This window comes from Pseudomonas sp. NFACC37-1, assembly GCF_900101575.1.
Taxonomy (GTDB): Bacteria; Pseudomonadota; Gammaproteobacteria; order Pseudomonadales; family Pseudomonadaceae; genus Aquipseudomonas; species Aquipseudomonas fluorescens_AA.
This window is the reverse complement of sequence record NZ_FMUZ01000002.1, coordinates 206850-221493: the sequence shown is the minus strand read 5'-3', so window position 1 is coordinate 221493 and position 14644 is coordinate 206850. Positions and strand designations below refer to the sequence as shown.

Here is a 14644-nt window from a genome sequence, read left to right as displayed (position 1 = left end):
CACGGCGATGACCACGAAAAGACTGGACCTGGAACGCGGCGACAGCCGGCTGGACGGGCAACTGGTCGATGGCCGGCTCGACGGTCCGCTGCACATCGAGGAAGCCCAACGCCCGCAAGCGAAACTCAACTACAGCCAAGGTGAACTGCAGGGCACCAGCACCCTGTATCACCCCAATGGCAAGGTCTCGGCGGTCCTGCCGTTCGTAAAGGGAAAATTGCAGGGCGTGGCGAGCTTTTACGCGGCCGAAGGCGGCTTACAACGTCAGGCCACGTACCACCGCGGGTTGCTGCACGGTGAGGCCAACAACTACTTCCCCAACGGGCAACTGGCCGAAGCCGAGGTCTATCGCGACGGCGTGCGCGACGGCCGCTACCGCCGCCTGCACCCCAACGGCAACCCAGCGGTCGAAGCCCGCTACCTCAACGGCCAACTGCTGGAGCCGGCCCAAGCCTACGCCCAGGACGGCCGCCCACTGGACGCCGAGGGCAAACCGATCTCCCGGCTGCACTGGTGGTTCAAGCGCTGGAATGACCCTGCTTAAACATGCCCCCTGACTTTCCTGTGGGAGCGGGCTTGCTCGCGAAAACGGTGGGTCAGCTTGAATCAATGTGACTGTGCCGTCGCCATCGCGAGCAAGCTCGCTCCCACAATGGCCCTGCGCTGCATACAAAACTCATGACCACCCAGATCCCCTGTGGGAGCGGGCTTGCTCGCGAAAGCGGTGGGTCAGCTTGAATCGATGTTGACTGTGCCGTCGCCATCGCGAGCAAGCTCGCACAATGGCCCTGCGCTACATACAAAGCCCATGAACACCCAGATCCCCTGTGGGAGCGGGCTTGCTCGCGATGGCGGTGGGTCAGTCGCATCAATGGCGCATGTACCGTCGTCTCCCCGGCTCACTGAATGCCCATACCTTTTGCTGGGGTCCATCACGCTAAAGCGCCTGTACTACATACCCACGTATGGTATCGAACGCGGTCCGGCGCGATGCAGACTCATTCTCCAGCGACAGCCACTTTCTCATACCGAGAAAGGCGGCTTTCGCCAAAGCCCTTGAGCCAAGCCTTCGGAGAACGACCATGACCACACATTTGAACGCCCCTGCAGCAAAGGATGGAATGCATCCGGATTCAAACATGAGCTTGCACGCTGCCTCGTACGAGGAGTTGGTCCCTTCGCGTTATGCGCTGAAAATTGGCGAGATCGACGTACTGGTGGTCAGCGATGGGGTGTTGCCCCTGCCGACCGCAACGATGTCCACCAATGCCGACCCAGCCGCTCGCGCGGCCTGGTTCAAGGACATGTTCCTGGGCCCGGACGCCTTCGATTGGGCGCTGAACGTGCTGGTGATACGGAGCGGAGAGCAGACCATACTGGTCGATGCCGGGCTCGGCGGCCAGTTTCCCGGTTTCCCGCGGGCCGGGCAGTTTCCCAAGCGCCTTGCCGCCGCCGGTATCGATCTGGCGTCGGTGACCGACGTGGTGATTACCCACATGCACATGGACCACATTGGTGGGCTGCTGGTTGATGAGGTGAAGAGCCGGTTGCGTCCAGACCTGCGGATCCACGTGGCCGCTAGCGAGGTAGCGTTCTGGGCGGCACCGGATTTCTCCCTCACCTCCATGCCCTCACCGGTACCGGACGTACTGCACGCCACCGCCGAGCAATTCATGCGCGAGTACCACGACAAGCTGCGCACCTTCGAGCAAGCCTACGAGGTCGCCCCGGGCGTGCTGGTCAAGCGCACCGGCGGCCATACGCCAGGGCACAGCGTGGTCCACGTGACCTGCGGCGAGGAGCGCTTGACATTCGCCGGCGACGCGTTGTTCCCGGTCGCTTTCGACCACCCCGACTGGCACAACGGCTTTGAGCATGACCCTGAAGAATCGGTCCGCGTTCGGGTCCGCCTGATGCAAGAAGCGGCGGCGTCCGGTGAGCTGCTGGTCGCCACTCACCTGCCGTTCCCCTCCGTTGGCCGGGTGGCGGTCGACGGTGATGCCTTTCGTTGGGTAGCAGCCTATTGGGACTACTGAGTGCGCGTTGGACCGGGGCCAGCGTCCAAGCCGGACGCCGACCCTGACCCTGACCCTGACCCTGACCCTGACCCTGACCCTGACCCTATGATCAGCGTGCGGGACGCTCGTTGATCGTGCTCGCGGCCTGGAACAGGATTTTCCCGACAAAATCGATTTCCTGCTCGGTGATGATCAACGGCGGCAGGAAGCGGACGGTCGCGCCGTGGCGGCCGCCCAGTTCAACGATCAATCCGTGCTTCAGGCACGCCTGTTGGAAAGCCTTGGCCCGGGCCGTGTCCACCGGCGGATGCCCCTGTACATCGGGAGTGCCCTGCGGGTCGACGATTTCCATGCCGAGCATCAGGCCACGCCCACGCACATCACCGATCCAGTCGAACTCGTTTTGCAGTGCCTGCAATTGTTTGTGCAGGTGAGCCCCTACCGTTTCGGCGTGCTGGACCAAGCCTTGATCGCGGATGAAGCGCAAGGTCGCGGTGCCCGCCGCCATCGCCAACTGATTGCCGCGGAACGTGCCGGCGTGGGCACCCGGCTGCCAGACGTCCAGCGACTCGTGGTAAACCATCACCGACAGCGGCAACCCGCCGCCAATGGCTTTGGACAGGGTGATGACATCCGGGGTGATGCCCGACTGCTCGAAGCCGAACATCCGCCCGCTGCGGGCAATGCCACACTGGATCTCGTCGACGATCAGCGGAATACCGTGGGCCTGGGTCAACCGGCGCAATTCCTGCAGCCAACGGTCCGGCGCGGCAATCACCCCTCCCTCGCCCTGGATTGGCTCCAGGATCATCGCCGCGGGTGCGGTCACCCCACTTTCCGGGTCGTTGAGCAAGTGTTCGAGGTAGCGCACGTTCAAGGTGACCGCCTGATCACCGGCCACCCCGAACGGGCAACGATAATCGTGGGGGAACGGCAGGCGCTGTACCCCGGGCATCAAGGCACCGAGGGCATTTTTCGGCGACAGATTGCCACTGATGGCCAGCGTGCCCAGGGTCATTCCGTGGTAGGCCCCTTCGAACGCCAGGACCGAGTGGCGCCCGGTGGCGGTACGGGTCAGCTTGAGCGCGGCCTCGACCGCATCGGCCCCACTCGGGCCGCAGAACTGGATGCGTGCGTGACGAGCGAACTCGCTGGGCAGGCAAGCGAAAATTTCCTGGACGAATGCGTCCTTCACAGGTGTCATGAGGTCCAGGGTATGCATCGGCACACCGGCCGCCATGACCTGGGTGATGGCTTCGATGATCACCGGATGATTGTGTCCCAGCGCCAGGGTTCCGGCACCGGCCAGGCAATCGACGAACACCTGTCCCCGGCTGTCCTGCACATAAATGCCATGGGCCCTTTCAAGCACCAGGGGAATGCGTCGCGGGTAACTGCGGGCGTTGGATTCCTGCTGTTGCTGACGCTCCAGCAGCGGCGTCGAATCGAGGCAGTAAGGGCTCGACAGACCGGTGTGCAACAGGCGTAGCTGTTGCGCGCCACCTGCTGTGACATTCGAAAAAGCACTCATGATTTCCTCCATGGAGGCTGGGTTTGGAAGGGAACGAACAGCCTGGAAACAAACATCCGAAACGTTGGAGCAGGCGCGGGGAGATTGCCTCCCCGCGCCCTTGGGTTTACATGTCGTAACGCAGAATCATCCCCACCGTACGCGGTGCGCCGACGTCGATGATGTCGTCGTTGCGGTTGTTGGTGACGTATTCCTTGTCGAACGCATTCTTCACGTAAGCGGAAACCGCGACGTTCTTGGTGACTTTGTACTCGGTGTTGAAGTTCACCAGCACATAGGCGTCGCTCTTACGCTCACCAGTGACTTTGCCGTTCGCGTCGAACTCGTACTCCGACGGCGCGGTGCTCTGATAGACAATATCCGTGCCGAATATCAGGCGATCGTCAAAGCGATAGACACCACCCACCGAGGCCTTGTATTTAGGCGAGTAGAGGAAAGACTCGCCGCTCCTGTCCTGACCATTGTCAGCGACGAAGTCCTTGTATTTGCTATCGGTAATGGCGCCCCCGACGTTCAAGGTCAGTTGTTCGGTGATGTCTTTTTCGACGAAGACTTCCAGGCCTTTGATCTCACTGCGACCAGCGTTGTAGATATCAATGACGTTGCTACCAGGCTGCCGCACGCTGACCTGCTGATCTTTCCAGTCGGTGTAGTACAGGTTGGCGCGGGTACGCAGGGTCTTGTCGAAGAACGAACCGCGATAGGACAGCTCGTAGTTGGTGGTGTATTCCGGGTCGTAGGCCTGGTGACCGCTACCGGAACGCAGGTTGACACCGCCACCGCGATAGCCCTTCTGCACCGTGAAACCGAGGTACTGGTCCGCTGCCAGTTCGTAGTCGATGCCGAGTTTCGGCAGCACGGCATCAAACGACTTTTTAATTTTCTCTGGGACGAAGCGGCCATCCGCTTCGATGTCGGTATCGTTCGTCTCGTGGTCGTAACGCAGGCCGGTGATCAAGGTCCAGCGCGGGGCGAACGTCCAGTTGACTTCACCGAACACCGCCTTGTTTTCAATCTTGGTATCACCTTTGACGGTACGAACCAGCACGTCATCGAACAACAACCGGTCGTGGAAGTTGTTGGTGTTGTGGCCATAGTAGGCACCGACGAAACTCTTCACGGTGTCCGAGTCGTAATTCAGACGCAGCTCCTGACTGAACAGATTGCCGTCCTGCTTACGCAGAACGACCTCGTTGTCCACAGCATTCTGGTCAAAGTCCAGACGGTTGCTGTAGTCCGTACTGGTATTGGCGGTCATGCTCGTCAGCGACCATGCATCATTCAGGCGGTAATCCACCTTGGCACTGAGGGTGTCTTGCTTGAGGTTGTCGAAGGCCTCGGTATTGGACCCGATGTCGTAATAGCTCGGCTTACCATCAGCGCCTCGCATCGTCGAACGGTCACCCTGGCGATGTTCGTTATGGGCATAAGTAAGCAACACGTCAGTGTCGTCATTGGGCAGGATCAGCAATTTACCGCGGGCGTTGCTGGTGCGATGCGGGTTGGCGTCTTTATCGAGCGTGGTGTTGCGGATGTAGCCGTCACCGTCGGAATAATCCACGGCGATACGCCCGGCGATCTTGTCATCCACGATGGCCCCGCCGCCCGCCACGGCCGCACCGTGCTCACCGTAGTTGCCCACGCTGGTCTGCGCCGAGAAGCTCGGTTCGAAGGTTGGGTTCTTGGTTCGGATAACCACCGCGCCGGCCAGGGAGTTACGGCCTTGGGTGGTAGATTGCGGGCCAAGGAAAACCTCGACCTGTTCGGCATCCCAGAGCGGGACCGGGCTGAGGGTCAGTGCGCGGTTGGGCTGCACGGCACCGTCGACATACACCGATACCGCACCGTTGAGAGCCGCCGGGCCCTGGTCGTCGAAACCGGACACCGGCACGCCACGGATCCCCCAGTTCTCATTGCCGGCCTGGCTATAGACGCCGGGCGTGCGGGCAAACACATCCACCAGATCCTTGTCGCCGTGCTCACGCAGATTCTTGTCGGTGACGACCACGACGCTGGACTGGGTCTTTTCGAGGGTACGGTCGATCTTTTCACCGGTCACGGTGATTGGAGCGATCTCCATCTTGCCGGCTTCTTCAGCCGCCCAAGCGCCGTTGCTCAAGCCTATGGCCGACCCTACAGCCAACGCAATTGTGTTCTTTTTGAAATTCACGCCCCGCTCCCCTGCGACAGATATTTTTGGTTTTTTGAGCTGGCTGAAGGCTGTTTGGCGCCAGCGGAGCGGAGTCTAATCCAAAAAAAAAATTAAATAAATAGTATTGATAATCCATCTCATTTGTACCTAGTATGTCGTCTTGTATTGAATTGAATACATTACAGACGAGTCCTACACAACCGACCGCTGCCCTGCTTTCAAGGTCTTGTGACTGGTCGAAGAAGCTATAAGAGGATGCACAAGGATGACCTCAATCGAACACCTGAACGGGCGTTCCGAGCTGTTTTCAATGGCGCCCACGGATGCAAGCGCCCAATCGCTGCCCGTGCTGGTGCAGGGGGCAGCGGGACAGTCGATCCATGACCTGGACGCCTCGATTCGCGACGACCTGGCCCAGGTCCTGGCCACGGTAGGCGGCGTATTGTTCCGCGGTTTCACCGTCGCCACCCCCATCGATTTCAAGCGCTTCGCGGCCAGCTTCGGCGCGCCGCTAGCCAGCTACGAATTCGGCTCGACGCCGCGCAGCAAAGTCTTCGCCGGGGTCTACAGTTCCACCGAGTACCCGGCCCATCAGTTCATTCCATTGCACAACGAACAGGCCTACACCCGCCCCTGGCCTTCGCGCATCTGGTTCCACTGCATCAAGGCCAGTGAAACCGGCGGCGAGACCCCGATTGCCGACAGCCGCCTGATCTACCAGCGCATGCCTGCCGAGATCCGCGAGCTGTTCGCCAGCCGCGAGCTGCTTTATGTGCGCAACTACAGTGGCGCCCTGGACCTGCCCTGGGAAAAAGTCTTCAACACCCAGGACCGCGCCCAGGTCGAACGCTACTGCCAGGACAACGACATCGAGTGGGAATGGAAAGCCGACGGCGACCTGCGCACCCGCCAGCGTTGCGCCGCCGTGCAGCAGCATCCCGAGACCGGTGAGTGGGTCTGGTTCAACCAGGCGCACCTGTTCCATGTCTCGGCCATCGAATCGAACGTACGCGCCAGCCTGTTGGCGGCGGTGGGTGAAGAAAACCTGCCGCGCCATGTCTATTTCGGCGACGGTTCGCCGATCGCCGACGACATGCTCGACACCGTGCGCGAGGTCTATCGCGAGACTGCCATCAGTTTCCCCTGGCAGCCCGGCGATATCCTGATGCTCGACAACCGACTGGTGGCACACGGTCGCAATCCTTTTACCGGTGACCGCAAAGTCATCGTGGCCATGGCGTGAACTGCACATGTTTTCATTCGAACACTGGATCGACGTGCTGGAAGCCAACGCCCAGCACTTCCCTCAGCGTGCCGCCCTGCACTTTCTGCCGGACGGCGTAGAGATTGGCGAAACCCTGACCTTTGCCCAACTGCACGAGCAATCCCGCTCCCTGGCGGCCGCGTTGCAAGCGCGGTATGCGCCGGGTGATCGGGTGCTGTTGATGCTGCCCAGCAGCCTCGACTACGCCCGCGCCTTCTGCGCCTGCCTGTATGCGGGCCTGATTGCGGTGCCGTTGTTTCCGCCACCGTCGCGTAAACCACGCCACCTCGACCGCGTGCGCAACGTGGTGGTGGATGCCGAGCCGGCACTGATTCTCGCCCCGGCGGATTATTGCGAAGGCTTGCTGGAACTGGTGGAGAGCCGGGTCGATGTGCTGACTGTCCAGGACCTGGGCACACCACCGGCCAGCCAATGGCAACGCCCGGCCATCGACGCTTCGACCGTGGCCTTCCTGCAATACACCTCGGGGTCTACCGGCTCGCCGAAAGGCGTCGAGGTACGTCAGCGCAATCTGATCGCCAACGTCGAACTGATGCGCCAGGCCTACGCTTTCGACGAACACGGCGCCATGGTCAACTGGCTGCCGCTGTACCACGACATGGGCCTGATCGGCGGTATGCTGGCCCCGCTCTACAGCGGCATGCCGTGCTACCTGATGGCTTCCCAGACCTTCGTCAATGCGCCGTCGACCTGGTTGCAAGCGTTGAGTCGCTATCGCGCCACCGCCAGTTTCGCCCCCAACTTCGCTTATGCCCTGTGCAACCGCGTGGTCAGCGATAACCTCATCGCGCAGCTCGACCTGAGCGCCTGGAAGCACGCGATCAACGGCGCCGAACCGATCCACCCTGGCACTCTCGAAGCGTTCGCCCAGCGCTTTGCCGCCTGTGGCCTCGACCCATTGGCCATCAGCCCCGGTTATGGCCAGGCCGAAGCGACCCTGTGTGTCAGCGCCACGCCGGCCGACGCGCTGCCGGTGGTGCTGCGCCTGGACAAGGCCGTGCTGGAGACTGGCCGCGTGGCGCTGGCGGCGGCCGATGCCGCCGCCGTGGAGTTCGTCGCCTGTGGTTATCCGCAAGCCCTGCACAGCATTGCCATCGTCGACCCGCAAACCTTCGAACAATGCGCCGCCGATCGCATTGGCGAAGTCTGGCTCAAGGGCCCGAGCAACGCCGAATCCTATTGGAAGAATCCCCAAGCCACGCGCGAAGCCTTTGAAGCCCGGATTGTCGGTTCATCGGAGCATTACCTGCGTTCCGGCGACCTGGGATTCATGCACGAAGGCCAAGTCGTGATCTGCGGACGGCTCAAGGACCTGTTGATTCTCAATGGGCGCAACCTCTACCCCCACGACATCGAATTCGCCATTACCGACGCCGAGCCGGGCATCCGCACCGGGCGCATCGCCGCCTTCTCGGAAATGGACCCGGCACTGGGCCGCGAGAAGCTGGTGATTGTCGCCGAGCCGCAACGCAAGTTCGTCGACCCGGCGCATCACCCGGCGCTGTTCGCGTCAATGCAAAACGCCGTGCGCGAAGCCGCCGACTGTGGCATCGACCAGATCGTGCTGGTGCAAGCCGGCACCATCCCGATGACCACCAGCGGCAAGATCGCCCGTCAAGGCGCACGCAAGCAGCTCGCTGCGGGCACGTTGAGCGTCATCGCCCAGAGCGGTGCAGTGCAAGCCTCGAACAGTGCGGCCCTCGACCTTGCCCAGCTCAAGCGCCTGGCGACCGAAACGCCGCAACAGGCCCAAGCCGCCTGTCGCCAATGGCTGGAACAGACGCTGCACGCGGTCAACCCGTACTTTTGCGCCGACTTCGACCTCAGCCTGATCGGCCAGGGCCTGGACTCCATCGGCGTGGCCGACTTCGCCGCGCGCCTGCACAAGGACCTGGGCTGGAACCTCGATACCCAAGATCTGTTCGGGGAAACCACCCTCGGCCAATGGGCGCTGGCCCTGCAAGACCTCCTGAATCAGCCGGTGCCGACGGCCGAGGCTTCGACCGAACAGACCAACCTCAGCCAGGGGCATCAATCGTTCGCCCAGCGTCGCCTGTGGTTCCTGCGCCAGCTGAACCCGGACGACACCCGCCACAACCTGGTGCTGCACCTGCGCCTGCAAGGTCCGCTGGACATCGAGACGCTGGCCCTGCGGTTGAACACGCTGGTCGAGCGACATGGCGTGCTGCGCACGGTGTACCGCGACGGTGTCGATGGCCCGCAACAACACGTGTTGCCGGCCACGGCGGTAGCGCTGGTCCATCACGATGTGCGTGAGCAGAATGAAGCGCAGCAACAGCAGACACTGAGCCAGCGCTTGGCCCACGAACACGCCACCCCCGTCGATTTGCAAGCCGGCCCGCTGCTGCGGGCGCAGTTACTCAGCCGACATGAGCAACAGCATGACCTGCTGCTGACCCTGCACCACATCGCCTTCGACGGACGCTCGGCGCAACTATTGCTGGCGGAACTGGCAGGGGCAGCGGACGCCGTGCTCCCGGGGCAATACCTCGATTTCGCCCAATGGGAAGCCCGGCACTGGAACCAACAGCGGATCGCCAGCGAGCAGGCCTTCTGGCGCGGCCACTTGGCCGGCATGCCCCAAACCTTGGAACTGGGTGGCAGCGGCCAGGCCCCGGGCGAACACAGCCTGGACTTCAACGTGCCCCAAGCCAGTTGTGAGCGGTTGGCAGCGCTGGCCCGCGAGCAAGGCATGACCTTGTTCATGCTATTGCTGGCCAGTTATCAATTGGTGCTCAAGCAACTGGGCGGCCAGCAGCAGTTCCTGCTGGGCACCGACGTCAGCGGCCGGCCATTGGCCGAGCACAACGACGTCATCGGCTTCTTCGTCAACCAGTTGACCCTGCGTTGCGACCTGCGTGGCGAGCCAACCCTGGCCGGTTTCCTTGAGCGGGTTCGCGATGAAGCGCGCCTGGCCTACGCCCATCAAGGCCTGCCTTTCGATCTGGTGGTCTCGGCCCTCGCGCCGCAGCGCCGTCCCGGTCACTCGCCGCTGTTCCAGGTCAAGCTCAACTACCAACCGTCACGGGTGGCCCCGACCGCCATCGCCGGTGCGCAGTTGGCCGCACTGGACGTGGCCCAGGCACCGGGGGATTTCCACCTGGTACTCGACCTCGTGCACGGCAGCGAAGGCCTTGCCGCGACCCTCAAGTATCGCGGCGACTACTTCGACCAGAGCCGTGCCTTGCGCCTGCAACACCTGTGGACGTGCCTGCTGGAACAACTCCACACCCTGCTGGACGAGCCGTTGCCGGCACTGGCCGAGCGCATCGACAGTTGGGACCAGGCCTTTGCCCGTGAGCGACAACAGTCCCAGGCGCTGGCCGGTCGCAGCCAGATGATGCAAGCCAAACGTCGCTCCTTGTCCCTTTAACCGAGTCGGATGCCGTTATGTCTATCGTGCCCCCATCGCCACGCGCCCTCGGCGCCGTGCGTCGCAAAGCCATGAACGTCTCGGAACAACAGCTGGTGACCGAGCGCCTGCTCAGCCCGGACCACGCCCTGCCCCTGGTGATCGAGCCAGCGGTCAGTGGTGTCGATCTGGTCGCCTGGGCCGCCCGGGAACGCGAGTCGTTGGAAAAGAAATTGCTGCAGTACGGCGCCCTGCTGTTTCGTGGCTTCAACGTCGCCTCCGTCGAGCAGTTCGACCAGGTGATCGCCGCCCTTTCCCCCGGAGCGCTGGAGTACATGTTCCGTGCCTCGCCGCGGACACGGGTCGGCGGCAATATCTACACCTCGACCGACTACCCGGCCGACCAGATGATTTTCCCCCACAACGAACACTCCTACTCACCGCGCTTCCCGCTGCGGCTGTTCTTCTACTGCCAACTGCCGTCCGAGACCGGCGGTGAAACACCGATCGGCTCGACCCGCGCCGTGAAGGCCAGGATCAGCCCGCAGATCGAAGCGCGGTTCCGGGAAAAAGGCGTGCTGTACGTTCGCAACTACGGCGACGGTTTCGGCCTGCCGTGGCAGACCGTGTTCCAGTCCGAAGACCGTGGCGAAGTGGAAGCCTACTGCGCCAGCGTCGGCATCGAAGTGGAATGGAAAGACCACAATCGCCTGCGCACCCGCCAACGGGGGCCGGCCGTGGTGCGCCACCCGCGCACCGGCGAAGAGGTCTGGTTCAACCACGCCACGTTCTTCCACATCAGCACCCTGCCTGGGCGAATCCGCGATTCGCTGCAAAGCAACTTCAACGACCTCGACCTGCCCACCAACACCTTTTACGGCGATGGCGAACCCATCGAGCCCCAGGTCCTGGAGTCACTGCGCGCGGCCTACCTCGACTCACTGGTGCGGTTCAGTTGGCAACAGGGGGACGTGTTGTTCATCGACAACATGCTCGCTGTGCACGGTCGCGAACCCTTTACCGGCAAGCGCGCCATCATGACCGGCATGGCTGAAGCCCTGCTGTCGAGCGACGTTGCCGTCTGACATTCAACGGGTCCACCCGCCGTTCGCAGGAGGCTTGCCTGACCCATGTCCAGCAAGCCCCAGCGTCTGTGCGGCGATCCAGGCTCAAGCCCTTTTCCAGTCGAGATGAACATGAGCGGACTTCAAGGTTTTCGTATTTCGCCGCAACAGGCATCGGTTTACCCCCACATCAACGGCGCGGCGGAGCACCCGTTCAGTTGCCATTTGCAATGGTCGCTGTCGCAATCGCTGGACGTCGATGCCCTGAACAAGCGCCTGCAGGCGCTGGTGGCCGACAGTGAAATCCTGCGCACGCGCCTGATGCCCGTGCCCGGCCTGCGCCACCCGGTGCAGGTGATCGACGAAACCGCTCCGCTGGCGGTGAAGCTCCAGGACCTGCGTCAATACAATCACGCCGACCAGGACGCCGTGCTGGCCCAACTCGCCGGCCAGCCCCGTGACTGGACGTCCCCCCTGTATGTGAACCTGGTGCGCCTGTCCGATGAACAGACGATCCTGGACCTGGCGGCGGCCAGCAGCCACTTCGACCTCGCCAGCCTGAAATGGCTGGCCGATGCACTGCTGCAAGGCAGCGCCACGGACCTGTCCGACACCTTGCAGTACGCCGACTACGCCGAATGGCGCTGGAGCCTGGTTGAAGACGCGCCGGACCATCCGGGCGTGAGCTTCTGGAAACCCTCGGGCGAAACCGAACAGGCCACCCTGCAACTGCCCCTCGAATCGGCCCTCGAAGGCGGGTTTGCGCCGACCCGATTGGACCTGGCGCTGCCGGCCGCCATCGTCCGCCATCCGGCCCTGACCCCGGACCTGCTGCTGGCGGCATGGGCAGCGGTATTGGGACGACTGGCCGGCCAGCAACAGGTGCCGCTCACCCTGATCCATGAAAGTCGCGGCGCGGAACTGGAGAACACCCTGGGTCTGTTCGAGCAGTGCCTGCCCGTGAACATCGAACTGGATGCCCAGGCGACCCTGCTGGAGCAAAGCACGCAAGTAGCCGCCACCTTGGAACGGGCGGTCGGCTGGCAGGACTATTACACCGGTACCCTCGATGCCGGATACGCCTTTGCCTGGCGCTCGGGCGATGCTCGGGAGCGTCACGCCAGTGCGGTGATGAATCCGCTGAAGGCATGCCTGAACGTCCGCCAGTTGCCCGACGGCCTGCGCGCGCAGTTGGTCTACGACCGCCATGCCCTCAGTGCCGAAGCCGCCGGCTGCCTTGCCGAGCAATGGCTGCAACTGCTGCAAGGTGCCCTGGCCGAACCGCAACGGGCCTGGGCCCAACTGCCCCTGGGCGGCACACTGCAATCGCAGTTGATCGGTACCGGCGCGAGCATGCCGTCCATCGAACCCGTGACACTGGTGGAGTTGATTGCCCGTCAGGTTCGCCAGCAACCGAACGCCATCGCCCTCAGCGACCAGGACGGTGACCTCAGCTACAGCCGCCTCGACGCCTGCGCCACGCAACTGGCCCATCGACTGGTCGCCGCCGGCATCGGTCCCGGGGTACCCGTCGGCATCCTGTTCGCCCGCAGCAACGCGGCCATTGTCGCGATGCTCGCCGTCTTGAAAGCCGGTGGCGCCTACGTGCCGGTCGACCCGACCTACCCGGCCGACCGCCGCGCCTACATGCTCGCCGACAGCGCCATTGCCCACATCGTGGTCAGCGCCGAACTGGCCGACAGCGTGCCGCCCCACCTGCAACGTTTCGTGCTGGATGACCTGTCAACGCCGGATCTCGCCGACAAGCCGGCGCTGCCTTTGCCGAACGCGAACGACCTCGCCTACCTGATCTACACCTCCGGCTCCACCGGTGCGCCGAAAGCGGTGGAAATCAGCCACGGCGCGCTGAGCTTCTCGACCCAAGTGCGCATGGCCGCCTATGAGACGCCCGTGCGCGCCTACCTGCTGCTGTCCTCGTTTGCCTTCGACAGTTCGGTCGCCGGGATTTTCTGGACCCTGGCCCAAGGCGGACGCCTGGTGTTGCCCGCCCCGGGTGAAGAACTGGAGATGGCTCGCCTGGCGCAGCTGATTGCCCAGCACCAGGTCAGCCACGGCCTGTCGCTGCCATCCCTGTACCAGGCCCTGCTCGATCAATTGCAGCGCAACGACGCAGCCGCCCACCTCGCCTGCTGGATCGTCGCCGGTGAGGCTTGCCCGCCGTCGCTGATCGCGCAACACAGCAAGGCCTTGCCACACGCCCGGTTGGTGAACGAATACGGCCCCACTGAAGCGACAGTCTGGGCCACCTATGAAGTGTTGGAGCCCAGCCGGAACGTCAGCATCGGCCGCCCCATCGCCGGCATGGACCTGCGCCTGCTGAATGAATTCGACCGCGCTTGCGGCATTGGCGAACCGGGCGAGATCGTCCTGGCCGGCCCGACCCTGGCCCGCGGCTATCGCAACAAACCCGAAGAAACCGCCAAGGCCTTCGTCACCCTGGCCGACGGCACTCGCGCCTACCGTACGGGCGACCTGGCCTGCTGGTTGGCCGACGGGCGCCTGGCGTTCCTGGGGCGCAAGGACCATCAGGTCAAGGTCCGCGGCTACCGCATCGAACTGGGCGAAATCGAACGCCAGTTGTGCAGCCACAGCGACGTGCGCGAAGCCGCGGTGATCGTCCAGGAACATGCCGCTGGCAAACGCCTGCTCGCCTACATCGTGGCCGCCCACGGCTACGCGCCGGATTCGGAGGCGATCAAGCGCTTCCTCGGTGAGCGCCTGCCGTCGTACATGGTGCCGGCCCTGGTGCTGACCCTGGCGAGCTTTCCGCGCACGCCCAACGGCAAGCTCGACACCCGCCAGTTGCCCGACCCGGACCAGTTCGACGAAAACGCCCACGTGGCGCCGCGCAACGCCATGGAAACCGCCCTGCAAGCGATCGTCGCCAAGGTCTTGAAACTCTCGACGGTGAGTGTCACCGACAACTTCTTCGCCATCGGCGGCGACTCGATCCTGAGCCTGCAAGTGGTGGCCCAGGCCCACGAGCAAGGCATCGCGCTGTCCGCCAAGCAAGTCTTCGAACGCCAGACCATCGCGGCCATGGCCGAGGTCGCGCAACCGCTGGATCCGAACGCCGCCGAGCCGCAAGCCGACAGCACCGAGTTCAGTGCCTCGGGCCTGTCCGATGACGAAATGCAAGCGCTGATGGCCGAACTGGACGAGGCCGACCTGTGAACGGTTCCTCCCGTCGCCCCGCCATC

General features: G+C 63.3%; 8 protein-coding genes. 6 read left to right on the top strand and 2 right to left on the bottom strand.

Annotated elements, in window-relative coordinates; all coding sequences use genetic code 11:
* Positions 1–7 precede the first annotated feature (7 nt).
* Positions 8–544, top strand: coding sequence for a toxin-antitoxin system YwqK family antitoxin (locus tag BLP82_RS03205; protein ID WP_092165307.1), 537 nt, complete (start codon positions 8–10; stop codon positions 542–544).
* 538 nt (positions 545–1082) lie between these two features.
* On the top strand, positions 1083–2036 hold the full coding sequence (locus BLP82_RS03200; RefSeq protein ID WP_092165305.1) for an MBL fold metallo-hydrolase: 954 nt from the start codon (positions 1083–1085) through the stop codon (positions 2034–2036).
* Positions 2037–2127: 91 nt separating this feature from the next.
* On the opposite strand, the gene BLP82_RS03195 is transcribed toward BLP82_RS03200, so the two are convergent.
* Both BLP82_RS03195 and BLP82_RS03190 read right to left on the bottom strand, forming a co-directional pair.
* Positions 2128–3549 carry a diaminobutyrate--2-oxoglutarate transaminase gene (locus BLP82_RS03195; protein ID WP_092165303.1) on the bottom strand — a complete coding sequence of 474 codons (1422 nt, stop codon included), beginning with the start codon at positions 3547–3549 and terminating at the stop codon, positions 2128–2130.
* Between the two features lie 106 nt (positions 3550–3655).
* Positions 3656–5719, bottom strand: coding sequence for a TonB-dependent receptor (locus BLP82_RS03190; protein WP_092165301.1), 2064 nt, complete (start codon positions 5717–5719; stop codon positions 3656–3658).
* A 247-nt stretch (positions 5720–5966) separates the two neighbouring features.
* On the opposite strand from BLP82_RS03190, the gene BLP82_RS03185 reads away from it, so the two are divergent.
* The 4 genes from BLP82_RS03185 (at position 5967) to BLP82_RS03170 (ending at position 14618) form a co-directional block, all read left to right on the top strand.
* Positions 5967–6944 carry a TauD/TfdA family dioxygenase gene (locus BLP82_RS03185; RefSeq protein WP_092165299.1) on the top strand — a complete coding sequence of 326 codons (978 nt, stop codon included), beginning with the start codon at positions 5967–5969 and terminating at the stop codon, positions 6942–6944.
* A 7-nt stretch (positions 6945–6951) separates the two neighbouring features.
* Positions 6952–10380 (top strand): condensation domain-containing protein, encoded by a 3429-nt coding sequence (locus tag BLP82_RS03180; RefSeq protein ID WP_092165297.1) that lies wholly within the window; start codon positions 6952–6954, stop codon positions 10378–10380.
* 17 nt (positions 10381–10397) lie between these two features.
* The gene (locus BLP82_RS03175; protein WP_092165295.1) at positions 10398–11444 is read left to right on the top strand and encodes a TauD/TfdA family dioxygenase; all 1047 of its coding nucleotides are present in this window, start codon (positions 10398–10400) and stop codon (positions 11442–11444) included.
* Between the two features lie 111 nt (positions 11445–11555).
* Entirely contained in the window at positions 11556–14618 is a 3063-nt protein-coding gene (locus BLP82_RS03170) for a non-ribosomal peptide synthetase (RefSeq protein WP_092165639.1), read from the top strand.
* Positions 14619–14644: the final 26 nt, after the last annotated feature.